This window comes from Acuticoccus kalidii (genome assembly GCF_021556395.1).
GTDB lineage: Bacteria > Pseudomonadota > Alphaproteobacteria > Rhizobiales > Amorphaceae > Acuticoccus > Acuticoccus kalidii.
In genome coordinates this window covers 228,118-250,191 of sequence record NZ_JAKGCS010000036.1, presented here as the reverse complement: position 1 = coordinate 250,191, position 22,074 = coordinate 228,118, and the positions used below count along the sequence as shown (strand labels likewise).

At 67.2% G+C, this 22,074-nt stretch carries 22 protein-coding genes; 12 read left to right on the top strand and 10 right to left on the bottom strand.

Translation table 11 applies throughout. The features are described 5' to 3' along the window. Positions 1–18 precede the first annotated feature (18 nt). Positions 19–669 (bottom strand): LysE family translocator, encoded by a 651-nt coding sequence (locus L1787_RS22150; protein ID WP_235711289.1) that lies wholly within the window; start codon positions 667–669, stop codon positions 19–21. 107 nt (positions 670–776) lie between these two features. On the opposite strand from L1787_RS22150, the gene L1787_RS22145 reads away from it, so the two are divergent. The 3 genes from L1787_RS22145 to L1787_RS22135 all read left to right on the top strand — a co-directional run bounded on the left by L1787_RS22145 (position 777) and on the right by L1787_RS22135 (position 2,963). Then, positions 777–1,511, top strand: coding sequence for a hypothetical protein (locus L1787_RS22145; protein WP_235711288.1), 735 nt, complete (start codon positions 777–779; stop codon positions 1,509–1,511). A 7-nt stretch (positions 1,512–1,518) separates the two neighbouring features. Then, positions 1,519–2,316, top strand: coding sequence for a CAF17-like 4Fe-4S cluster assembly/insertion protein YgfZ (gene ygfZ / locus L1787_RS22140; RefSeq protein ID WP_235711287.1), 798 nt, complete (start codon positions 1,519–1,521; stop codon positions 2,314–2,316). A 74-nt stretch (positions 2,317–2,390) separates the two neighbouring features. Beyond that, the gene (locus L1787_RS22135) at positions 2,391–2,963 is read left to right on the top strand and encodes an HD domain-containing protein (protein WP_235711286.1); all 573 of its coding nucleotides are present in this window, start codon (positions 2,391–2,393) and stop codon (positions 2,961–2,963) included. A 17-nt stretch (positions 2,964–2,980) separates the two neighbouring features. On the opposite strand, the gene L1787_RS22130 is transcribed toward L1787_RS22135, so the two are convergent. From L1787_RS22130 to ppdK, 5 genes are all read right to left on the bottom strand, one after another. Then, positions 2,981–3,388 carry a MarR family winged helix-turn-helix transcriptional regulator gene (locus L1787_RS22130; RefSeq protein ID WP_235711285.1) on the bottom strand — a complete coding sequence of 136 codons (408 nt, stop codon included), beginning with the start codon at positions 3,386–3,388 and terminating at the stop codon, positions 2,981–2,983. Positions 3,389–3,618: 230 nt separating this feature from the next. Beyond that, entirely contained in the window at positions 3,619–4,821 is a 1,203-nt protein-coding gene (locus L1787_RS22125) for an MFS transporter (RefSeq protein WP_235711284.1), read from the bottom strand. 178 nt (positions 4,822–4,999) lie between these two features. Beyond that, positions 5,000–6,118, bottom strand: coding sequence for a cell wall hydrolase (locus L1787_RS22120; protein WP_235711283.1), 1,119 nt, complete (start codon positions 6,116–6,118; stop codon positions 5,000–5,002). Between the two features lie 120 nt (positions 6,119–6,238). Continuing rightward, positions 6,239–6,739 carry a DNA starvation/stationary phase protection protein Dps gene (dps, locus tag L1787_RS22115; protein ID WP_255720719.1) on the bottom strand — a complete coding sequence of 167 codons (501 nt, stop codon included), beginning with the start codon at positions 6,737–6,739 and terminating at the stop codon, positions 6,239–6,241. 213 nt (positions 6,740–6,952) lie between these two features. Continuing rightward, a complete protein-coding gene (gene ppdK, locus L1787_RS22110) occupies positions 6,953–9,625 on the bottom strand; it encodes a pyruvate, phosphate dikinase (protein WP_235711281.1) in 2,673 nt (890 codons plus the stop codon). 186 nt (positions 9,626–9,811) lie between these two features. Between ppdK and L1787_RS22105 the strand changes: the two genes are divergently transcribed. Both L1787_RS22105 and L1787_RS22100 read left to right on the top strand, forming a co-directional pair. After that, positions 9,812–11,647 carry a tetratricopeptide repeat protein gene (locus tag L1787_RS22105; RefSeq protein ID WP_235711280.1) on the top strand — a complete coding sequence of 612 codons (1,836 nt, stop codon included), beginning with the start codon at positions 9,812–9,814 and terminating at the stop codon, positions 11,645–11,647. A 143-nt stretch (positions 11,648–11,790) separates the two neighbouring features. Continuing rightward, positions 11,791–12,660 carry a 4-(cytidine 5'-diphospho)-2-C-methyl-D-erythritol kinase gene (locus L1787_RS22100; RefSeq protein ID WP_235711279.1) on the top strand — a complete coding sequence of 290 codons (870 nt, stop codon included), beginning with the start codon at positions 11,791–11,793 and terminating at the stop codon, positions 12,658–12,660. 10 nt (positions 12,661–12,670) lie between these two features. Here L1787_RS22100 and L1787_RS22095 read toward each other — a convergent pair whose 3' ends face one another. Together L1787_RS22095 and L1787_RS22090 are read right to left on the bottom strand one after the other, a co-directional pair. Then, complete coding sequence (locus L1787_RS22095; RefSeq protein WP_235711278.1) at positions 12,671–13,450, bottom strand: tRNA1(Val) (adenine(37)-N6)-methyltransferase; 780 nt, start codon at positions 13,448–13,450, stop codon at positions 12,671–12,673. A gap of 1 nt (position 13,451) precedes the next feature. Further along, on the bottom strand, positions 13,452–13,682 hold the full coding sequence (locus tag L1787_RS22090) for a putative signal transducing protein (protein WP_235711277.1): 231 nt from the start codon (positions 13,680–13,682) through the stop codon (positions 13,452–13,454). A gap of 259 nt (positions 13,683–13,941) precedes the next feature. Here L1787_RS22090 and L1787_RS22085 point away from each other — a divergent pair, with 259 nt between their 5' ends. The 3 genes from L1787_RS22085 to L1787_RS22075 all read left to right on the top strand — a co-directional run bounded on the left by L1787_RS22085 (position 13,942) and on the right by L1787_RS22075 (position 17,153). After that, positions 13,942–14,874 (top strand): polyprenyl synthetase family protein, encoded by a 933-nt coding sequence (locus tag L1787_RS22085; RefSeq protein WP_235711276.1) that lies wholly within the window; start codon positions 13,942–13,944, stop codon positions 14,872–14,874. A gap of 300 nt (positions 14,875–15,174) precedes the next feature. Then, complete coding sequence (locus tag L1787_RS22080; protein ID WP_235711275.1) at positions 15,175–16,041, top strand: GAF domain-containing protein; 867 nt, start codon at positions 15,175–15,177, stop codon at positions 16,039–16,041. A gap of 347 nt (positions 16,042–16,388) precedes the next feature. Then, on the top strand, positions 16,389–17,153 hold the full coding sequence (locus L1787_RS22075) for an HpcH/HpaI aldolase family protein (RefSeq protein ID WP_235711274.1): 765 nt from the start codon (positions 16,389–16,391) through the stop codon (positions 17,151–17,153). Between the two features lie 27 nt (positions 17,154–17,180). Here L1787_RS22075 and L1787_RS22070 read toward each other — a convergent pair whose 3' ends face one another. Together L1787_RS22070 and L1787_RS22065 are read right to left on the bottom strand one after the other, a co-directional pair. Then, complete coding sequence (locus L1787_RS22070) at positions 17,181–18,239, bottom strand: sugar phosphate isomerase/epimerase family protein (protein ID WP_235711273.1); 1,059 nt, start codon at positions 18,237–18,239, stop codon at positions 17,181–17,183. 338 nt (positions 18,240–18,577) lie between these two features. Continuing rightward, entirely contained in the window at positions 18,578–19,093 is a 516-nt protein-coding gene (locus tag L1787_RS22065; RefSeq protein WP_235711272.1) for an SRPBCC family protein, read from the bottom strand. 17 nt (positions 19,094–19,110) lie between these two features. Between L1787_RS22065 and L1787_RS22060 the strand changes: the two genes are divergently transcribed. From L1787_RS22060 to sseA, 4 genes are read left to right on the top strand one after another with little or no spacing between them, the layout of a single operon-like run. Next, on the top strand, positions 19,111–19,425 hold the full coding sequence (locus L1787_RS22060) for a hypothetical protein (protein WP_235711271.1): 315 nt from the start codon (positions 19,111–19,113) through the stop codon (positions 19,423–19,425). Positions 19,426–19,469: 44 nt separating this feature from the next. After that, positions 19,470–20,504 carry a cysteine synthase A gene (locus tag L1787_RS22055; protein ID WP_235711270.1) on the top strand — a complete coding sequence of 345 codons (1,035 nt, stop codon included), beginning with the start codon at positions 19,470–19,472 and terminating at the stop codon, positions 20,502–20,504. Beyond that, on the top strand, positions 20,501–21,202 hold the full coding sequence (locus tag L1787_RS22050) for an alanyl-tRNA editing protein (protein WP_235711269.1): 702 nt from the start codon (positions 20,501–20,503) through the stop codon (positions 21,200–21,202). The genes L1787_RS22055 and L1787_RS22050 overlap by 4 nt, the downstream gene beginning before the upstream one ends. After that, positions 21,199–22,023: a 3-mercaptopyruvate sulfurtransferase gene (gene sseA, locus L1787_RS22045; RefSeq protein ID WP_235711268.1), complete on the top strand. Its 825-nt coding sequence runs from the start codon at positions 21,199–21,201 to the stop codon at positions 22,021–22,023. The genes L1787_RS22050 and sseA overlap by 4 nt, the downstream gene beginning before the upstream one ends. Positions 22,024–22,074 lie beyond the last annotated feature (51 nt).

Genomic DNA, 22,074 nt, shown 5'->3' with positions numbered 1-22,074 from the left:
GCATCGCTCGCGAGCTGGTCAGATCAGCCCGAAATAGGTGACCGATAGGCGCCCGAGGATCAAGGCACCGAAGCCGACGAGCAGCGCCCCGGCGATCACGTTCACCTTGGCGAGCGTCGATTCGGTGATGCGCACGCGCAGCCGCGTCACCACCGCCGCGAGACCGCACCACCAGCCGAGCGTGCCGAGCGCGACCCCGACGAGGAGCTGCACGGTGCCCCAGATCTCGTCGGGATCCGGGCCCCATTCCCCGAGAGCGCTGAAATAGGCGATGAAGCCGAACACGGTCGCCGGGTTGGTGATCGTCAGGAAGAAGGTCGTCACCGCGACCTCCGCCGGGCTCCGCCGCCGGGTTTCCACAGGCAGCGGATGGCCGAACCCCGGCTGCCGCCACAAAATGCGGGAGCCGAACAGGATGATGAGGAGACCGCCGATGAGCTGGATCAGGCGGCTGTGCCCCTCGACGAACTCGCTGACCGTCGAGATGCCGAACGCCGCTGCCGTCGCGAATGCGACGTCGGCGAGCGACGCACCGATGCCTGCCGCGAGGCCCACCATGAAACCATAGCGGAACGCCCGCTGCATGATCATCACGTTGACTGGCCCGAGGGGCGCCGTCACGAAGACCCCGCCGAGAATGCCGAGGCCGATATAAGCGAGCGGCGTCAAACGAGCTGGTCCGGGAACATGGTTGGTATCAGCCCGTGAAAAATGCGAAGGAGAGATCCATCGAGCCTCGCGAGCCGCTCGATAGGCCAAAGAGGAACGGCAGGTCCATGCGACGTCAAGCCCTTCACCTGTTCGCCGCGCTGATCCTGAGCGTAGCCGCGACCAATGCGCTCGCCTACGCCCCCATGGAACTCGAGACGACGGCGCCGACCGTCACCGGCCCGACGCTCGAGCCGCTCAACCCGACCCGCGGGGGCAAAACAAATTTGCCGACCGGGCCGGCGTCGTCCGATAGCCATGAAGAAGATCTTGAAGAACCGCATTCTGACGATTTGAAGGCAACCGGCGTGCCAGAGGAAGGCCGGGCGGAGATCGGTGATGTCCATTATGGAACAGATGATCTTCCGCCGGCCGTCGTCGAGACCCGGACCCGATTGATCGACGCCTCGCGCACCGGCGAGATCGAAGCTTTGCGCCCCATCTTCGACGGCCAGCGCGGCCCGCCGCTCGTCGCCGGCACCGCGATCGTCGAGGATCCGGTGGATTCCCTGCGCAGCCAGTCGGGCGACGACGAGGGCCGCGAGATCCTCGCGATCCTGATGGAGCTGCTCGAAACGGGGTACGTCAAAATCGGCGAAGGGCGCGCTGCGACCTATATCTGGCCCTACTTCGCCGAAGTCCCCCTGGCGGACCTCGACGCGGCGCAATACGTGGAGCTCTACCGGATCCTCACCGCCATCGACGTCGAGGAGATGGAGCGGATGGGCCGCTATCTCTTCTTCCGCGTCGGCATCTCGGCGGATGGACGGATCCGATATTTCACCGCTGGCGATCTGGAGTAAGGAAGCCGTGAACAGTCTCCTGCCAGGACGCGCCGTTCTTTCGATCGGCGGCGCGGACCGTGTCCACTTTCTCGAAGGTCTCCTGTCCTGCCATATCGAGGGGATCGCGCCCGGCGAGACGCGCTATGGCGCGCTCCTCACTCCGCAGGGTAAGATCATCTCGGACATGATGGTCTTCGCCTTCGAGGATCGCCTCGTCCTCGACGTGCCGCAGGAAGCGGCGGACGATCTCGTGCGCCGCCTCTCGCTCTACCGGCTGCGCGCCAAGGTGACGATCGAACCGACCGACGAGATCGTGACGATCGGCGACGACGGCCGGCCCGACCCGCGATCCCCCGCCCTTCCCCACCGCGCCATCGCCCCCGCCGGCAGCGTCGCGCTCGATGAGTCCGTGCTCGACGCCTACCGCGCCGCGCGGATCGACAACGCGATCGCCGACGCCGTGATCGACTTCGCGCTGGGTGACGCCTTCCCGCACGATATCAACATGGACGTCACCAACGGCGTCGATTTCACGAAAGGCTGCTTTGTCGGCCAGGAGGTCGTCTCGCGGATGCGCCATCGCGGCACCGCACGGCGGCGCACCGTGATCGTCGAAGGCGAGGCCGAGCTTCCGGCTCCCGGCGCCGAGATCACCGCGAACGGCAAGCCCGCCGGCAAGCTCGGCACGCGCCTCGGCAAACGCGGGCTCGCTCTCGTGCGGATCGACCGCGTTGCCGGTGGCGCCGAGATCGAAGGCATTCCGGTCGCGGTGCGCGCGCCGGACGGCGCTTCCTTCGCGCTCACCGCCGCCGCCGACGCGTGACAAGCGCCGACCGACAGGAACCCGCCCGGCGCACGCGCCGGCGGACCCGCGAGGCGCCGCGCGCCTGGCAGCGTATGCTGTCCGGACGCCGGCTCGATCTTCTCGACCCCTCTCCGCTCGACATCGAGATCGTCGACATCGCGCACGGCCTCGCCCGCGTCGCCCGCTGGAACGGGCAGACCGTCGGCGAATACCCCTATTCGGTCGCCCAGCACTCCCTCCTCGTCGAGGCGATCTTTTCCGAAGCGAGCCCCGCCGCCTCCCCCGGCGACCGGCTCGCCGCGCTCCTTCACGACGCGCCAGAATATGTGGTCGGAGATCTCATCTCGCCGTTCAAGGCGGTGATCGGCGCGGCCTATAAGGGCGTCGAGGCGCGCCTTTCGCACGCCGTCCACCTCCGCTTCGCCATCCCGGCCGACGGCGAGCCTGGCCGCTCGAAGCGGATCAAGCTCTGCGACACGATCGCCGCTTATCATGAGGCGGTGTCGCTCGCCGGCTTCAGTGAGGTGGAGGCGCGGCAGATCTTCGGCGCGCCGCAGATCGGGGCGGACGCCCTCGTCGACTATCTCTATCCCTGGCCGACGGACCGGGCGGAGCGCACCTTCCTGGAGCGCTTCGAGGCGCTGGAAGCCGCCCTTCAGGCGTAAGGCGCCGGCGGCCTGTTTCAGGCGTGATGCGGGCTTTTCTTCTCGACGCACTCGTCGTCCGCCGGATCCTTGCCGGCCACCTCTTCGAGGTCGGCGAGGAGGGCGTGCAGCGAGGCGAGACGCTCCTCGCCATATTGCGCCTTCAGTTGGCGCGCCGTCTCCTGCCATGCGGTGCGGGCGGCGGCGGCGGTGGTCCGGCCGTGCTCGGTGAGGCTGAGGCGGCGCTCGCGCCGGTCATCCCCGCATGTCGTCATGACGAGATCGGCCGCGCGCATCCGCTCCACGGTGCGTGACAGCGTGGTCCGATCGGTGCCGACACGGTCGGCCAGTGCCGACAGCGTCAGCGGCGCCTCGCGTGAGAGCACCGACAACACGGCATAGGTGACGATGGACACGCCGTGCTCGGCGAGCGCGGCGTCGTACATGTTGGTGATTTGCCGCGAAATTCGGCGCAGCCTCAAACACGTGCACGGGTACGCGGCAGCGCTCTCCGTCACAATACGATCCTCGGTCCGCAGTTCGATCGGCACATCCTTCATGACCGATATATAGTCGCTATCCTGCGCGATGACAGCAAGGGCCCGTCGCAAGGTTGGTCATCGAAATCACAATCGCCGCACCCAAGAGGCCCCGTTGAAGCGGCGAACACGGGCGTTCAGGCCGGTATCGCCGCGAGACGGGGCGACGGCGCGTCGCGGATCGGCAGGTGCACGATCGCGGCAAACAGCCCCAGCGCGACGCCGATCCACCACAGGAGATCGTAGGACCCGGTCTGCGCGTAGATGACGCCGCCGAGCCAGACCCCGAGAAACGATCCCACCTGATGGGAGAAGAAGACGACGCCGAACAGCGTCGCGAGATAACGCGGCCCGAACATCACCGAGACGAGGCCGGAGGTGAGCGGCACGGTCGAGAGCCACAAGAGACCCATCACGCTCGCGAACACGATGACGCTGGTTCCCGAAATCGGCGTCAGCACGAAGACGGTGATCGCCACGGCACGCAGAAGATAGAGGAGCGACAGCGAGTAGGCCTTCGAATAACGCTGCCCGATCGCCCCCGCCGCGAGCGAGCCGATGACGTTGAAAAGGCCGATCAGCGCGATCGCCGTGCCGCCGAGCGTCGGCGAGAGGCCGAGATCCTCGATATAGGCGGGCATGTGGGCGATGATGAACGCCACGTGGAAGCCGCACACGAAGAAGCCGAACGTGAGGAGCACATAACTGCGATAGGCGAACGCCTCGCGCAGCGCCGCGCCGAGCGATTGGGGTGCCTGCCCGGGATCGGCCTTGGCGCGCCCCTGAAGCGGAATCGCGAAGGGAATGATGAGAAGCGCGACGCCGGCGAAGATCAGGAGCGTATATTCCCAGCCGTGCGTGCTGATCAGCACCGCGCCGAGCGGGCCGAACAGGAACATCCCCATCGACCCCGCCGCGGTGCCGAGACCGAAGGCGAGCGTGCGCTTGGCCGGAGTGACGGCTCGGCCGAAGGCGGAGATGACGATGGTGAACGAGCTCGCCGCCATCCCGAAGCCGAGAACGACCCCGAAAAAGAGATGCATCCCAAAGGCGCCCTGGGAATAGATCGTGCCCAGCAGGCCGAGCGCGTAGAGGATGCCGCCGCCGATGAGGACGGTCATCGTGCCGAACCGATCCGCGAGCGCGCCGGCGATCGGCTGGCCGATCCCCCAGACGAGATTTTGAAGCGCGAAGGCAAGGGCGAACGTCTCACGGCCCCAATCTCTGGCGGCCACCATGTCGTTCTGGAAGAGGCCGAACGCGGAGCGCTCGCCGAGCGACAGGAGCGCGATGCCGCAACCGCACGCGAGAACCAACGAAGTCGGGAATGTCCGTGCCATGATGAGCTCCGAGCCGGCGACGAAATGCCTCTTAGACCGATTTACGTGCCGTAGCAACTTTTCGGCCGATCAGCCCGGCGCGACGGCTCCGGCCCCGGCGGCATGTCCGGATCCTTACACGCGTTCGCCGCGTCTGACGAAGCGAGGAATTCTCAGGTCGGCCGGTCAGCGGCGCGGCTCAGGTCCAGCCACCGTTGCGGGTGATATAGAAAATGTGATCGCCGATCGTCTTCACGCGGCGCATCAGCGGCGCCCATTTCGGGCTCACATTCACCGTATGATAGTGCGTCGAGGCGCCGACATCGTCGATCCAGATCTTCTTCTCGGCGTAGTTCGTGGCGATCGTCATCGCGATCTCCCACGCCTCGGGGTCACGGACGACATCGGGGATCCGGTCGCACGCGAAGGTAAACTGGCACCGATTGTACCATTTGCGGTTCTGAAAGACGACGCTGCACACATCGTCCGGGTAGGCCGGGTTCTTCACCCGGTTGATCACCACCTGCGCGACCGCCTCCTGGCCGCGCACGCTTTCGCCCCGCGCCTCGAAATAGACCGCCTGCGCGAGGCATTTCACCGATTCCGCGCTCGCGAGATCCTCGGGAAGCGGCCGGTCCGACCACCAGTGATCGCGCCCCTTGCCGGAAACGCCATAAGGCCGATCTTCGGCGAGGCCGCCCCGCACATCCTCGCCGAGCAGCATCTGGAACGGCTCCTCGATCTCCACCCTGTCGGAGGCGTAGGCCGTCAGCATCGAGGACATCGCCGCCTCGGCGAGCGCGGAGGGGGCGGGACGCGCCGGCGGCGCGCCGGGCACGCCGTCTGAGGCGGCAACGGTGCGCGGCATCACGAAGGAGACGCGCGGAAGCTCGGTCGTCTCGACCGGAGAGAGAAGGCCCGGAAGGTGTGTGACGCTCGCCCGCTGGCCGGGCTCGGTCATCGCGACCGGCGTCATCAGCCGATCGCCCTTCTGGGCGAGATTCGCCTCGTTCTGTGCCGTCGCGAGTGTCGGCGTGAGGCCATCCTGAAGGGGAGCGAAATGCGGCGAGAGCGCGACGCCGGGATCGGGCGCCCGGAGCGCCGTCGCCCATGACGGGCGCTCGTCCTTCACCGTGGCGAGGACGCCGCCATCACCGACCGCGACGGTCAGAAGGCCGAGAAAGGCGAGCCCGAGGACGATCCGGCGACCGATCTTCAGTCGCCGGCCGGATCCCGCCCCCGCAGTGCGCGGCAGATAAAGCGGCTCGGCGGAGCCCGAAAGACGCACGGCTCCGTGGGGAAGGTCGGCCAAACGCAACGCGACAACACTCCAACACAATCGGGGCGCCGATGGGGCGCCCCGACGCAATTTGATGGAGTTGAGCTTTCCGAAACGTAAAGCCGATCGAGCGCAATCGGCGGACCGCCCCCGAAAGGGTCACTTCGCCGGCTTGTTCGCCTCGATGAACCAGAGCGCCCGGTCGGCCATGCGGACGATTTCGGTGAAGAGATCGGCCGTCGCCTTGTCGCCGGCCTCCTCCGACTCGTCGATCGCGGCGCGATTGTTCTTCGCATAGGCGGCGATCGAGCGGCTGACCGCGAGGATGTGCTCGTCCGGGCTCACCGCGTCGAGCGGATATTTCGGCAGGCGGGACTGGGAGGCGCTGACGTCGACGGTTCCCTCGGCCTGGCCGCCGAGCACGGAGATCCGCTCCGCGACGAGATCCACCTTGTCCTCGACCTCTTCGTGCAGGCGGTCGAGAAGCTCATGCAGACCGATGAAATTCGGCCCGCGCATCGTCCAGTGCGCCTGCTTGATGTGGTAGATCAAATCGATCCCGTCCGCGAGATTGGCCTGGAGAAGGCCGCAGATCGCCTGCCGCGTCTGTTCGGGAAGGTCATGGCTGGTGGGATGCATCGGAAACGTCCTTTTCTGCATGCGCGTCGCGAGACCACGGCGATGACGGACGATGATCGCCCCGTCATCCCCTCGAAATAGGTTGCGACGCGCGGTCGATCCAGACGTCTCCCACTATAGGAACGTGTGGAGTGAGGACGAAATTTCGCACGCCCGCAGGCGGCGACCGCCCTCGCCTTTCGCACGGGTCCAATGCGAACCGCGCGAAAGGCCGAGCCGTTCAGAAGGCCGCGCTCAGGCGGCCTTCGCGTGGGTGAGCGCGGCCTGCGCCGCGGCGAGCCGGGCGATCGGCACGCGGAACGGTGAGCAGGACACATAGTCGAGGTTCACCGTCTCGCAGAAATCGATCGAGGCGGGGTCGCCGCCATGCTCGCCGCAGATGCCGAGCTTGATGTCGGGCCGCACGCTCCGCCCCTTCTCGGCCGCGATGCGAATCAACTCGCCCACCCCGTCGACGTCGATCGACACAAACGGATCGACGTCGATGATCGATTCCCGCAGATATGAGCCGAGGAAGGTCGCGGCGTCGTCTCGGCTGATGCCGAACGCGGTCTGGGTGAGGTCGTTGGTGCCGAAGGAGAAGAATTGCGCCGATTCGGCGATCTTGTCGGCATTCAGCGCGGCGCGCGGCAGCTCCACCATCGTTCCGACCTGATAGGAGAAGGTCTGCCCCGTCTCCTCGGAAACCGCGCGGGCGGTGGCGTCGATCCGCTTCTTCACGAATTCGAGCTCGGTCTGGAGGCCGACGAGCGGCACCATCACTTCCGGCTCGACCGGCGCCCCGGTCTTCTGCGCGGCGGCGATCGCCGCCTCGAAGATCGCGCGGGACTGCATCTCGGCGATCTCCGGATAGGAGACGGCGAGGCGGCAGCCGCGATGGCCGAGCATCGGGTTGAACTCGGCGAGCGCACGCGCCCGGTTGCGCAGCTTCTCCGGGTCGACGCCCAGCGCCTCGGCGACCTCTTTGATGTCCTCCTCGCCGTGCGGAATGAACTCGTGCAGCGGCGGATCGAGAAGCCGGATCGTGACCGGAAGGCCGGCCATGATCTCGAAGAGCTGGGTGAAGTCCTCGCGCTGCATCGGCAACAGCTTGTCGAGCGCGGCGCGGCGGCCCTCGGTGTCGTCCGCGAGGATCATCTCGCGCATCGCGTTGATGCGCGCCGGGTCGAAGAACATGTGCTCGGTGCGGCAAAGGCCGATGCCCTCGGCGCCGAACTCGCGCGCGGTGCGCGCATCGTGCGGCGTGTCGGCGTTGGTGCGCACCTTCATGCGCCGCGCGCGGTCGGCCCAATCCATGATGCGCTGGAAGTCGCCGGACAACTCCGGCTTCATCATCGGGACTTCGCCGAGCAGCACCTCGCCGGTCGCCCCGTCGATGGTGATCGCGTCGCCGGCTCGCAGCGTGACCCCGTTCGAGATCATGGTGCCGCTCGCATAGTCGATCCGAACGGAACCGGCGCCCGACACGCAGGGCTTACCCATGCCGCGCGCGACGACGGCGGCATGGCTCGTCATCCCGCCACGGGTCGTGAAGATGCCGCCGGCGGCGTGCATCCCGGAAATGTCCTCCGGGCTCGTCTCGACACGGCACAGAATGCACGGCTTGCCCGCCGCGGCGAAGCGCTCGGCCTCGTCGGACGAGAACACGATGACGCCCGCGGCCGCACCCGGCGAGGCGGGCAACGCTTTCGCGAACAGCACCTTTTCGCTCTTCGGGTCGATCATCGGGTGGAGGAGCTGGTCGAGCGAGGCGGGCTCGATGCGCTTCACCGCCTCGTCCTGGCTGATGATGCCCTCGTCCACCATGTCGACCGCGATCTTGAGCGCGGCCTTGGCCGTGCGCTTGCCCGAACGGGTCTGCAGCATCCAGAGCTTGTTGCGCTCGATCGTGAACTCGAGATCCTGGACATCGCGATAGTGGCCCTCGAGCTTGTCGCAGACGGCCTTGAACTCGGCGAACGCCTCCGGCAGCGCCGTTTCCATCGAGGGACGGTCGGAGCCGGCCTCTTGGCGCGCCTTCTCGGTGATGTCCTGCGGGGTGCGGATCCCGGCGACGACATCCTCGCCCTGCGCGTTGATCAGGAACTCGCCATAAAGCGCCTTCTCGCCGGTCGACGGGTTGCGGGTGAAGGCGACGCCGGTCGCCGACGTCTCACCCATGTTGCCGAACACCATCGCCTGGACGGTGACCGCGGTGCCCCAGCGCTCCGGGATCTGGTGCAGGCGGCGATAGGTGATCGCCCGATCGTTGCGCCAGGAGCCGAACACGGCGCCGATCGCGCCCCAGAGCTGATCGCGCGGATCCTGCGGGAACGGCTTGCCGGTCTCCTCGAGGACGAGGGCCTTGTAGACCTCGATCAGCTTGCGCCATTCGTCGGCAGAAATTTCGGTGTCGAGCTCGACGCCCTTTTCAGCCTTGAGGTCCTCGAGCCGCTCGTCGAAGAGCCGCATCGGGACGCCGAGCACGACATCGCCGTACATCTGGATGAAGCGACGATAGGAATCGACCGCGAATCGCTCGTCACCGGCATTCTTGGCGAGCGCATCGACGGTCGCGTCGTTGAGGCCGAGATTGAGGACGGTGTCCATCATCCCCGGCATCGAGATGCGTGCGCCTGAGCGCACGGAGACGAGAAGCGGCATTTCGGCGTCGCCGAAGGTGCGGCCTGTCGACGCTGCAATATGATCGAGCGCGGCGTTCACCTCGGTCTCGAGCTCGGGCGGATATGATTCGCCGTGCTCGTAAAAATAGGTGCAGACCTCGGTCGTGATCGTCATTCCGGGGGGGACGGGAAGGCCAAGGCTCGCCATCTCGGCTAGGTTCGCGCCCTTGCCGCCGAGCAGGTCACGCTGGCTCGCGTCCCCTTCGGCCTTGCCGTCGCCGAACGTGTACACCCACTGTCCCATTCATTCGCTCCCTACTGCGATGCACCATCCTATAGGGCCGGAAGCGGCGTCGGGAAATGCCAAGTGTTACATTCGTCGTCGTAGATTGGTTGTGAGCCGCATGTCGCTTGCTCCCGAATGCGAGCCGTCTTAGGTCAATGCGTTACGACACAGCCGTGCCTCCGCCATCTGACGAAAGGGTTCGCCTTGAATAGATGTCTCTCGGCCTCGCTCGGCCTCGCACTCGCCTTCGCCCTGCCGACGGGTGGCGCCTATGCCGCGCCAGAGGGCAACGAGCTGTCCCCGCTTGCGGAGACGGTCGATCAGGTCAAATCGCTCGGGCTCGGCTCGCTGTCCGGCTATTATCTCGCCGCACGCCATGCCGGTCTCAACAACGATCTGAGTGCGGCGGCGAGCTATTACACCTCCGCCCTCGCCCAGGACCCGGACAATACCGAGCTGCTCGACAGCTCAGTCCTCCTCAACGTCGCGAGCGGCAACATCGCGCAAGCGGCCGAACTCGCGCGCCGGCTCCTCGAATCGGATCCGTCCGACCAGGTGGGTCTCATCACCCTCGCCGTCGCCCAGCTCCGTGACGGCGAGAACGAAGCGGCCGGCGAGACCATCGGCAAGCTCGGCGATCTCGGCGGCCAGCTTCAGGAGCTCGTCTCGACCCTGATGCAAGCCTGGGCGACGACGGCCGACGGACGCGCCGCCCAAGCGGTGAACATGCTCGACGATCTCGAGGGGCCGTCCTGGTTCTCCGCATTCACGACGCTTCATGCCGGCCTCATCGCCGACTATGCGGGCCTCAGCCAGATCGGCGCCGACCGCCTGCGCCTCGCCTATGAGCGCGATCCCGGCGCGGTCCGCGTCGTCGACGCCTATGCCCGCCTCCTCGCCCGCAGCGGCGACACCGATCGCGCCCTCGCGACCCTCGCCTCGTTCGACGAGCGGATCGGCGGCAACGATCACTTCACCGCGCCGCTTCGCGCCGCGATCCAAGCCGGCGACCCGATCGAGGCGCAGATCACCGACCCGCGCCAGGGTGCGGCCGAAGCCCTCTATGGCATCGGCAGCGCCGTCGGCCGCGAAGGCGGCGACACCTTCGCCGCGAGCCTCCTCCAGCTCGCGCTCTATCTCGCGCCGGACAGCTATTTCCCGGCGATGGCGCTCGGCCAGGTGCTCGAGGCGATGGACCAGAACGAGGCCGCGATCCGCGTCTATCGCGCGATCCCGACCGAGGTGCCGATGCGCCGCAACGCGCTCGTCCAGGAGGCGTTGAACCTCAACATCCTGGAGCGGCACGAGGAGGCGATCGAGATCCTCTCCAAGCTCGTCGAAAACGATCCGACCGACGTCGGCACCGCGATCGCGCTCGGCAATGTCTATCGCAGCCTGGAGCGGTTCAGCGACGCCGCCGCGGTCTACACGACCTCGATCGACGCGTTCGACGAAGTGCCGCAGCCTTATTGGACGCTGTTTTATTATCGCGGCATCGCCAACGAGCGGACCGACAAATGGACCGCCGCCGAGGCCGACTTCCGCAAGGCGCTGGAGCTCGAGCCGGAGCAGCCGCTGATCCTCAATTATCTCGGTTACTCCTATATCGACCGCGGCGAGAATCTCGACGAGGCGCTCGACATGGTGCAACGCGCCGTCGCCGCCCGGCCGGAAGACGGCTATATCGTCGACAGTCTCGGCTGGGCCTATTACCGGCTCGGCCGGATGGACGACGCGGTCCGCGAACTCGAGCGCGCGGTATCGCTGAAGCCCGGCGATCCGGTCATCAACGACCATCTGGGCGATGCCTATTGGCAGGTCGGGCGCAAGCTCGAAGCGATGTTCCAGTGGTCCCACGCGCGTGACAGCGATCCCGAGCCAGACGAACTCGTGAAGATCCTGAAGAAGTTGCGCGAAGGCCTGCCCAGCGGCAGCGCCACCGAGACCGCCGAGACGGCGCCCGAGCCGGCCCTCAGCGCGCCGACGCCGCCGGCCGATCCGGCCCCCGCTCCCGCTCCCGCTCCCGCCGACGCGAACTGACGGCGGGGAGACCGACGCGGCCAAGGCCGCGCGACACCGCGAGCCTGTCCCAAGGATCCGGCATTCCACGACTGGAATGCCGGATCCGTCTTCTTCGGCATGGCCAAGCGGGATAGGCTCAGCCACCCAAGGGACGACACGATATGGCCACCGACATCACGGCCGAAACCGTGCACCTGCGTGCGCGGGCGAAGATCAACCTCGCGCTGCACGTCACCGGCCAGCGCCGGGACGGTTATCATGAGCTCGACAGCCTCGTCGCCTTCGCCGACATTGCGAACGGCGACCGGCTGACCGTGACCTACGGCAGCGCAACCATTCCACGCCTTACCATCGACGGACCGTTCGCCGGCAGCGTGCCGCACGGCTCGGACAACATCGTGGTGCGCGCGGCCGAGGCGTGTGGTGGGATCGCCGCCGTCCACCTTCACAAGGGTCTCCCGGTCGCCTCCGGCATCGGCGGCGGCTCGGCGGACGCGGCGGCCGTGCTTCAGGCAGCGCTCGCCCGGGGCGACGAGCGCGAGACGCTGATGGCGATCGCGCTGGAGCTCGGCGCGGACGTTCCGGTCTGCGTCGCCGGCCGGCCCTGCCGCATGGCGGGGATCGGCGAGGTGCTGACCCCCGCCGCGATGCCCGCGATCCCGGCGATCCTCGTCAATCCGGGCGTTCCGGTGGAAACGAAAGCGGTGTTCGCCCACCTTGCCGAGAAACGGAACGCCCCGCTCCCGCCCCTTCCCGTCCAGCCGGATCTCGCCACGCTGGTCGATTGGCTCGGCACCACGCGCAACGATCTCGAAGCGCCGGCGATCGCTTATGCGCCCGCGATCGCCGCGGTGATCGAAGCCGCCGGCGCGATGCCGGGCTGTCGCTTCGCGCGCATGTCGGGCTCCGGGGCGACGGTGTTCGCCCTCTTCGCCAATGCGGCCGAACGCGACGCCGCTCTCCCCCGTCTCGCCGAAGCGGGCGAAGGCTGGTGGATCGCGCCGGGGGAGATCGAACCCTCCGCCGCGTAGGCTTCCGCGCTCAGTCCCCGCGGCCGACCACCGCGTCGAGCGTCGCCTCGCCCGCGACGAGGCGCTCGGCCTCGGGGGAAAAGCCGTCGCCGGGGCCGTGCATCACGAGCGGCGGCATCAACGTCAGCGGCGTACGGCGACCGAGCGTCATTGCAAGAACGACGCGAAGCGCCGGCCGACCGACACGGCTGAGGATCGGATAGAGCCGCACCCCGCCGAAGGCCGGCGTCGCGAGCGCCAGCGCCTCCCCGAGCCGCGCCGGCGGCAGGATGACGCCGAGCATGCCATGCCGGCGAAGCAGCCGGCGCGCTGCCTCGAACCACGGGGCGAGCCCCTCGGGACCCAAGGCGCGCGCCGCGTCGCGGCTCGGATCAGGGGAACGGCGGCCCGTCCCGTGGGCATAATATGGCGGGTTCATCAGGACGATCGCCGCTTCGCCCGCATCCTCGCTCGAAACATCGGCGATATCGGCCTCGACGAGACGGACCCGGTCGGCGAACGCGGCGTTCGCGGCAAGCGCCAACGAGGCGCGCGCGAGGGCGAGCGCCGCCCCGTCCTGCTCCACGCCGATGACCGTGAGCCCCGGCGCGCGCACGGCGGCCGCGAACGCCACGCCGCCATTGCCGGTGCCGAGATCAACGAGACGCCCGGCGGCGCTCGCCGGAACGAGGCTTGCGAGGAGGATCGCGTCGGAGCCGCATTTCACCCCCTTTTTCGGCTGGAGAAGGTGAATGCGGCCGCCGAGAAAGGTGTCGAGGCTCGTCTGCGCGCCCGCCCCGCCGGCGGCCACCTCAGCTCTTCGGCTGGGACAATTCACCGGCGACGCCGGCATCGGCGAGGAGCGCCCGCGCGTCCTCGATCCGGGTCTTGTCCACGAGGATCCGGCGCGGCAGAACGCCGATGGAGCCCTCCAAGACGCTCATATTCTGGTCGAGCACGAGATGTTCGATCTTGGCGTCCCGCAACAACGCGTCGACGAAGGAGATCATCACCATGTCGTTGGTGCGGATGAGCTCTTCCAAATTCCTCGCCCTTTCATTTATGCCAATCGTGTCGGAACCGATCAAACCGACGTCACGGCCCTTCACACTCAGTCACTCTATGGCTAAAACGTCGCGACAGACTGGCCGCTTGCGCCGGGAGGCGCTTGCCGGCATGGCGGCTCGCCCCTATGGTCCCGCCATGCAACAAAAGCATGAGATTTAAGTGACGGCGTCTCTTAGCGCAGCGTCGCCCCCCGCCCCCGACATCGATCGCTTGGTGCGAAGCGTCGCCGATCGAATGTCGGAGGTCAACGCCCTGATCCTGCGCCATGCCGGCTCGGATGTGGCGATGATTCCGGAGGTGGCCGACCATCTGATATCGTCGGGGGGCAAACGAATCCGTCCGATGCTCACGCTCGCCACCGCGTCGCTCTTCGGCTATCGCGGCAATGGTGACGTGATGCTCGCGACCGCCGTCGAGTACATGCACACCGCGACCCTGCTGCACGATGATGTGGTCGACGAGAGCGACATGCGCCGCGGCCGCCCTGCCGCGCGCAAGATCTGGGGCAATCAGGCGAGCGTCCTCGTGGGCGATTTCCTGCTCGGCCAGGCCTTCCGCCTGATGGTCGATGTCGGCTCCCTCGAAGCGCTCGGCGTCTTTTCCAACGCGGCGGCCACGATTTCCGAGGGTGAGGTGCGTCAGCTCGCCGGCGCGAAGAATCTGTCGGTCGGCGAAGGCCATTATATGGCCGTGATCGACGCCAAGACCGCCGCCCTCTTCGCCGCGGCGACCGCTGCCGGTCCGATCATCGCCGGGGCCTCCGCCTATCGCGCGCCGACCGAATCGTTCGGCCGCAATCTCGGCCTCGCCTTCCAGCTCATCGACGACGTGCTCGACTTTTCCGGCGACGCGTCCGCCCTCGGCAAGAATGTCGGCGATGATCTGCGCGAAGGCAAAGCGACGCTCCCGGTCCTCCTCGCCTACGATCGTGGCGACGAGGACGACCGCGCTTTCTGGCGCCGCTGCATCGAACGCAGCGAGGTCCACGACGAGGACGTCCTCACCGCGGCCGAGCGCGTCAAAGCGACCGGCGCGCTCGACGACACCCGCAAGCGGGCTCAGGCCTTCGCCGATGCGGCGCTCGCCGATCTGTCCCGCCTGCCCGATTCGGAGATGCGTGAGATCCTCGAAGAGGTCGTCGCCTTCACCGTTTCACGCCTCCATTAGCGACGGCCCCCATGGTGGGCGGGCATAGCCTGACCCATCGGGCACAATCCCACCTTTGCGTTCGCGCCTCGGCAGCAAAATAACGGCCTGACGACAGAAACGAACAACGCGAAACATTGCCAGAAAACAATTTTCGATTGTTATTTTCAGTCGGAGGACATTTGCGATATTTTTGCCTACCGCCCCGCAAAAGGGCGTAGACACCTCGCTTATGAACGTCGCCCTTTGCCGGGCGGCCGGGGCGCGCTCTGCGGTGCAGCGCTTGTGGCCATAATTTGGGAAAGCGGTTGAAGGATCGTGATGCCTTACGCAGCTCTCACATTGCGGCGGGCCGCTGCGGAGCTCCACGGTGACGGTTCCGAGGAGGCCGCCTTCGCGGCACCCGTTCCCGCCGATTTCGACGGAATCACGGGGATCGCCAAACAGATCTTCAACTGCCCGACCGCCGTCGTGTCCCTCGTCGATCCGCAGGCGAACGGGTCCCTGAGCGGCGCGCCCTATGGCGGCGATCGCCGCGCCGGCAGCGCCTCGTTCACCGCCTGCGTGATCCGCGACAAGCGGGCCCTCGTCGTCGAGAATGCGGCGGCCGACTCGCGCTTTCGCGAGAACATCATGGTCTTCGGCTTCCCGTTCATCCGCTTTTATGTCGGCGTGCCGGTTTTTTCCCGCTCCGGCGCGGCGATCGGCGCGCTGTGCGTCATCGACTATGTGTCGCGCCCGGCGCCGCCCGCCTCAGAGATCTCGATCCTCTCCTCGCTCGCCGCCCTCGTCGGTGATCAGATCGAGCGCGCGGTGCACGAATTGAGCCGGCCGTCCGACCATGCGCAGTTCACCCGCGTCGCCTCCACCTCGGCGAACGGCGTCCTCGAGATCGACACCGACGGCCATATCGTGCGCTCCAACCGCGCCGCACGCGCCCGCCTCGGCGTCACCGCCGAGACGCTCCATGCCGGGCGCATCACCGATTTCGTGCCGAACTGGCCGAACCTGCGCGCGGCCCATTTCCTGACGTATTCCGACGGCGGCAGCGTCCACGCGCACGACGGCGTGCTCGTCGAGACGGCCGCGGCGGACGGCTCGGTCTCGCGCCTCAGGGCGACGATTTCCTCCTGGCTCGAAGGCGGCCATCTTCGCTTTCGCATGGTGTTCGACGACCCGACCGAGTGAGAGCCGGCGCGACCCGATCCGCGCCGCTTCCCGATTGCGGACCTCACACTGCTCGGTTATCCCTTCATGATAAAAATGAAAAACGGGAGGGGACCGTTAAGGGAGGGCGTCGGGGTGCCCATGAGGTCCGCGTCGCGCCCGCCAAAGCGGACGACAACCGACGACACGGACGACGATCGACGCGGGTGGTGATGAGCCGCCCCGCCGTCCGGCCGAACCGTTCGCGCCATCCGCGCCACCATCCTTCAGCCGCGCCGCCCTGGCTCATGTGATCCGCCCGCCCGCCTTCGGGCGCGCCGGATGATCGCCAGCTCATGCCGCCTCATCGAACTTAGGATTACGAGAGAATGCCGCCGAACACCATCAAAGCCGCCTTGCAGCGTGGCGAAACCGTCTGCGCCATGTGGATCGGAACCGGTTCGCCCGATCTGGCCGAGGCGGCGGTCCATCTGGGCTGGCGCACCATCATCATCGACAACGAGCACGGCGTCGCCGATCTCAACCAGGCCGTGGCGATCGACCGGGCGATCCGCTCGGCGGGCGGCGAGGCGATCCTGCGCATTCCGACGGCCGATCCGGTCTATCTGAAGCTCGCCCTCGATCGCGGCATCCGCTCCATCATGGCGCCGATGATCAACTCCCGCGCCGAGGCCGAGGCCTTCGCCGCCGCCTGCCGCTATCCGCCGCGCGGCACACGTGGCTATGCCGCCCCGATCGTGCGCGGCTCCTCCTATGGGACGACGCCGCTTTATGTCGCCGAACGCGCGCACGAGGATCTCCTCCTGATCGCGCAGATCGAGCACACCGTCGCCGCCGACGCGATCGCCGACATCGCCGCGGTGGACGGCATCGACATGCTCTTCATCGGCCCGAACGATCTTGCCGGCTCGATCGACCGGCTCGAAAAGCTCGAGAGCGCCGAACTCCTCGCCCTCGCCGAAAAGGTCGAGACGGACGTTCTCGCCTCCGGCAAATATCTCGGCTCGATCGTCCGCCCGGGACGCAGCCCGCGCGAACTCCACGATCTCGGCTGCCGCCTGATCGCGGGGCCGAGCGATATCGGCCTCTTCCTCGAAGGCGCCCGCAAGAGCCGGCCCGATTACGAGTTCTGAGCCCCGGCTCCGTTCAGCGATCGAGGCTCAGCGATCGAGACCCAGCATCCGGCGCACCGTCGCCGGATCGCTGCCCCCGCCGGCGAAATCGTCGAACGCGGTATCGGTGACGGGAATGATGTGCTCGGCCACGAAGGCGGCGCCCTCACGCGCCCCCACCTCGGCCTCTTTCAAGGCGCACTCCCATTCGACGACCGCCCATCCCTCATATCCGATCGTCGCGAGGGCGGAGAAGATCGCCGTGAAATCGACATGGCCGTCGCCCAGCGAGCGGAACCGGCCGGCCCTGTTCTTCCAGGACTGAAACCCTGAATAGACGCCCTGCCGCGCGGTCGGGTTGAACTCGGCGTCCTTCACATGGAAGGCGCAGATATGCTCGGCATAAAGGTCGATGAAGCCGACATAATCGAGCTGCTGCAGGAGAAAATGCGACGGGTCATAGTTGATCCGGCAGCGCGGGTGCCCACCGAGGCGCTCAAGGAACATCTCGAACGTCGCCCCGTCGAAGACGTCCTCGCCCGGATGAATCTCGAAGCCGATATCGACGCCCGCCTCGTCATAAACATCGAGGATCGGGCGCCAGCGACGGGCGAGTTCGTCGAACGCCTCGTCGACGAGGCCGGCCGGCCGCTGCGGCCAGGGATAGAGGAACGGCCAGGCGAGCGCCCCGGTGAAGGAGACGCTCACCGGCAGCCCGAGATTGGCCGACGCCTTAGCCGCCCGCTTCACCTCTCCGACGGCCCATTCCTGGCGCGCCGCGGGCTTGCCATGGAGCGCGGCGGGCGCGAACGCGTCGAACGCATCGTCATAAGCGGGGTGAACGGCGACGAGCTGGCCGAGCAAATGGGTCGATAATTCCGTGATCTCGACACCCGCCTCGCGGCAGATCCCGGCCACCTCGTCGCAATAATCCTTCGAGTCAGCGGCGCGGGCGAGATCGAACAGCCGCCCGTCCCAAGCCGGGATCTGGATGCCGACATAGCCGCATTCGGCCGCCCAGCGCGCGATCGACGGCAGCGTGTCGAACGGCGCCCGATCGCCCGCGAACTGCGCCAGAAACAGGCCCGGCCCCTTCATCTGTCCCATCGTCCCCTCCCGTTTTCTTGCATCCTTCCATCGCACCGACGGAACCGGCAAGGGGCGATCGGCCCCGCCGCCTCAAGCGGCTGCGCTCAGGGATCGGCGGACGGCGCTTCGCGCCGACATTGTTCGCCAGGATGCGAGGGCGTTCCCCCTCGCGCTCCCCCATCTCGCCGATGGGCAGGCCTGCCAGCGGAGCGAGCGCTCGGCGCTCGAACCGTTGGCAGGCCATTGCGAGCGTGGGCCGGGATGCGACGGCGTCAAGGGTGAAGGCTCCGCCCGGCCTTCGGCCGCCCTTGACCCCGCCGCATCCCTCGAGAGCCGGCCATGCCTCAGCCGAACCGTCAGACCGTGGCGGCGGCCTTGGCGAGGCGGGCGAAGAACTTGTCGATCAAGGTGTTCGCGGCCGCGTCGAGGAGCCGGCCGCCGACCCGCGCGACGAAACCGGAAATCAGGATCGCGTAGGCGTAAGAGACCTCGGTGCCGCCCTCGACCGGGCGGAAATCCACCCACCCCTCGCCGGTCGAATTGCCGAACGGCCCCTCGGCGCCGCCGAACAGGACGAGGCTCGACGGCGCGATCGTCTCGGCGAAGGCGGCCGAGACGCGATAGGTGCCTTTGATCTTGCCGACGCCGATCCCGACATCGGCGGCATAGACGCGGATCTCGTCCCGATCGGCGCGGTGCAGCGTCTCCGCGCCGGGGATCGCGGCGGCGAGGCGCTGCTCGTCCATCACGATCTCCCACAGCGCCTGCGGACTGATCGCGACCACGGTGGAGCCGGCACCGCGCATCCGATAGCCGCGCCCGTCGGGCATCGTCGGCTCCTCACGCCCAGCGCGCAGCGGTGTCTCGATCATGTGCAACGTCTCCACGTTTGGCGCGGCGGGGCGCATGGCGCATCCTCTTCAAAAAAGGGCCGTCTTCGTCACCGTCAACCGGAAACGTCGGCCGCCGGGTCACCCGCCGCGTCGACGATCGCAACGTTGACGATCGCAACACGGCGACCGAAATAAAAGGTCGAAGGGTCGCCGCACCGCCGGCCGGACCCGAGGAGCACGAGACCGTGACCCACCGCCGCGCTACGTCCACCGGGATCGCGTTCCACTCCAACCCCGGCCATGCGATCGTCGAACGCGGCGCATCGCGTTTCGAGCACGCCGACGACCCCATGTCCTTGCCGCGATATTGATGGCGGTGGGGGGCCGGGCTAAGCCTCGCCCCCGAGGAGGCCCTATGGCACAAATGATCGACCTCATCGGCAACACGCCGCTGATCCGTCTCAAAAAGGCATCCGAAGAGACCGGCTGCGAAATTTTCGGCAAGGCCGAGTTTCTCAATCCGGGTCAATCGGTGAAGGATCGCGCCGCGCTCTATATCATTCGCGACGCGGTACGGCGGGGCAAGCTGACGCCCGGCGGCGTCATCGTCGAGGGAACGGCGGGCAATACCGGGATCGGCCTCGCCCTCGTCGGCAATGCGATGGGCTTTCGCACGGTCATCGTCATCCCCGAGACCCAGTCGGAGGAGAAGAAGGAGATGATCCGCCTCGCGGGCGCCGAGCTCGTCGAGGTTCCCGCGGTGCCGTACAAGAACCCCAACAATTATGTGAAGGTCTCGGGCCGGCTCGCCGCCGAGCTCGCCGAACGGGAGCCGCACGGCGCGATCTGGGCGAACCAGTTCGACAACACGGCCAATCGCGAGGCCCATATCGAGGGCACCGGGCCGGAGATCTGGAAACAGACCGGCGGCAAGGTCGACGGATTCATCTGCGCCGTCGGCACCGGCGGCACGCTCGCCGGCACCGGCATGGCGCTGAAATCGCACAACAAGTCGGTCAAGATCGGGCTCGCCGATCCGATGGGCGCGGCGCTCTATTCCTATTACACCACCGGCCAATTGAAGTCGGAAGGCTCTTCCATCACCGAGGGGATCGGCCAGGGGCGCATCACCGCGAACCTCAAGGACGCGCCGGTCGACATGCCCTTCCAGATTCCCGATTCGGAGGCGCTGCCGATCATCTTCGACCTTTTGGAGCACGAGGGGCTGATGCTCGGCGGCTCGTCCGGCATCAACGTCGCCGGGGCGATTCGCATGGCCCGGGAGATGGGGCCGGGCCACACGATCGTGACCGTGCTCTGCGATTACGGCAATCGCTACGCCTCCAAGCTCTTCAACGCGGAGTTCCTGCGCTCCAAGGATCTGCCGGTGCCGAAATGGCTGGAGCGGACCTCTGCGATCCGCGTTCCCTATGAGAAGGTGGAGGCATGACCGAGCCGCTTTTTCGCGACGACGCGTACCTCACCACCGCAACAGCGACCGTCATCGCGGCGGGCGATGGCAGCGTCAGCCTCGACCGGAGCGTCTTTTATGCGGCCGGCGGCGGACAGCCGGGCGATGCGGGCGCGCTGGAGCTGCCGGACGGGTCGACCATCGAGGTCAGCGACGCGCGCTATGGCGAGGATCGCACCGCGATCATGCTCGCCGTGCCGCTGCCGATCCCTGTCGGGACCGAGGTCACGCAACATCTCGACTGGACGCGGCGCTACCGGCTGATGCGGATGCACACCGCGCTGCACCTTTTGTCCGTCGCGCTTCCCTACCCCGTCACCGGCGGGCAGATCGGCGCCAGCGAGAGCCGGCTCGATTTCGACATTCCCGACCCGACGCTCGACAAGGAGGCGATCGAGCGCGCGGTCAACGATCTCGTCGCGGCCGATCACAAGATCACCACCGAGTGGATCACCGACGCCGAGCTCGACGCCAATCCCGAGCTCGTCAAGACGATGGCGGTGAAGCCGCCGCGGGGGTCGGGCCGCGTGCGTCTCGTGCGGATCGGGGACGTGGACCTTCAGCCCTGCGGCGGCACGCATGTGGCCTCCACGGGGGAAATCGGTCCGCTCGCCGTGACGAAAATCGAGAAGAAGGGCCGGCAAAACCGCCGTGTCCGCCTGGCGCTGGTGGAATGATGCTGATCACAGCGAACGAACTCAACGGGTGTTTGAAATCCACCGTCGTGCTCGACGCCTCCTGGCACATGCCGGATGCCGGGCGCGATCCACAGGCCGAATACGAGGCGGGCCATATTCCCGGCGCGCTCCGCTTCGACATCGACAAGATCGCCGACACGTCGAGCGATCTGCCCCATACGCTTCCGACGCCCGAGGCCTTCGGCAAGATGGTCGGCGCTCTCGGCATCTCGAACGATAGCGAGATCGTCATCTACGAGCAGGAGGGCCTCTTCGCTGCGCCGCGCGTGTGGTGGATGTTCCGCGTGATGGGGCATCAGGCGAAGATCCTGAAGGGCGGTCTCGCCGCCTGGAAAGGCGCCGGCTATCCGCTCGAGACCGGGCCGGGGCGCAAGCCGTTCCCGGCGACCTTCACGGCGATTTTCCAGAAGGAGCAGTTCGCCGACGCCGACACCGTCGCAAAATCGCTGAAGCGGGACGCCAATGTCGCCGATGCGCGGGGCGCGGAGCGGTTCTTCGGCCGCGCGCCGGAGCCCCGGCCGGGCGTGCGCGCGGGGCACATGCCGGGGGCGAAGAACGTGCCCTACACCGCCCTTCTCGACGCCCAAGGCAACATCAAGCCGGACGAGGAGGTGCGCAAGACGTTCGAAGCGGCGGGCGTCGATCTCGACCGTCCGGTCATCACGACCTGCGGTTCCGGCGTGACGGCATCGATCCTCGCCCTAGCGCTCTGCAATGTCGGCACGGAAGCCGCGGTCTATGACGGATCGTGGACCGAATGGGGGTCCGACGAGAAACGCCCCGTGGTAACGGACGAGTGAGCCCGTCAACCGCGAATTAACCATGTCGCCGCAACACTCCCGCCCGTCTCA

Coding starts and splice junctions, on each gene's coding strand:
- L1787_RS22145 (WP_235711288.1), top strand. CDS start 777: ATGCGACGTCAAGCCCTTCACCTGTTCGCCGCGCTGATCCTGAGCGTA.
- L1787_RS22135 (WP_235711286.1), top strand. CDS start 2,391: ATGCTGTCCGGACGCCGGCTCGATCTTCTCGACCCCTCTCCGCTCGAC.
- L1787_RS22130 (WP_235711285.1), bottom strand. CDS start 3,388: ATGTACGACGCCGCGCTCGCCGAGCACGGCGTGTCCATCGTCACCTAT.
- L1787_RS22125 (WP_235711284.1), bottom strand. CDS start 4,821: ATGGCACGGACATTCCCGACTTCGTTGGTTCTCGCGTGCGGTTGCGGC.
- dps (WP_255720719.1), bottom strand. CDS start 6,739: ATGCAGAAAAGGACGTTTCCGATGCATCCCACCAGCCATGACCTTCCC.
- ppdK (WP_235711281.1), bottom strand. CDS start 9,625: ATGGGACAGTGGGTGTACACGTTCGGCGACGGCAAGGCCGAAGGGGAC.
- L1787_RS22100 (WP_235711279.1), top strand. CDS start 11,791: ATGGCCACCGACATCACGGCCGAAACCGTGCACCTGCGTGCGCGGGCG.
- L1787_RS22085 (WP_235711276.1), top strand. CDS start 13,942: ATGTCGGAGGTCAACGCCCTGATCCTGCGCCATGCCGGCTCGGATGTG.
- L1787_RS22080 (WP_235711275.1), top strand. CDS start 15,175: ATGCCTTACGCAGCTCTCACATTGCGGCGGGCCGCTGCGGAGCTCCAC.
- L1787_RS22075 (WP_235711274.1), top strand. CDS start 16,389: ATGCCGCCGAACACCATCAAAGCCGCCTTGCAGCGTGGCGAAACCGTC.
- L1787_RS22070 (WP_235711273.1), bottom strand. CDS start 18,239: ATGGGACAGATGAAGGGGCCGGGCCTGTTTCTGGCGCAGTTCGCGGGC.
- L1787_RS22065 (WP_235711272.1), bottom strand. CDS start 19,093: ATGATCGAGACACCGCTGCGCGCTGGGCGTGAGGAGCCGACGATGCCC.
- L1787_RS22055 (WP_235711270.1), top strand. CDS start 19,470: ATGGCACAAATGATCGACCTCATCGGCAACACGCCGCTGATCCGTCTC.
- L1787_RS22050 (WP_235711269.1), top strand. CDS start 20,501: ATGACCGAGCCGCTTTTTCGCGACGACGCGTACCTCACCACCGCAACA.
- sseA (WP_235711268.1), top strand. CDS start 21,199: ATGATGCTGATCACAGCGAACGAACTCAACGGGTGTTTGAAATCCACC.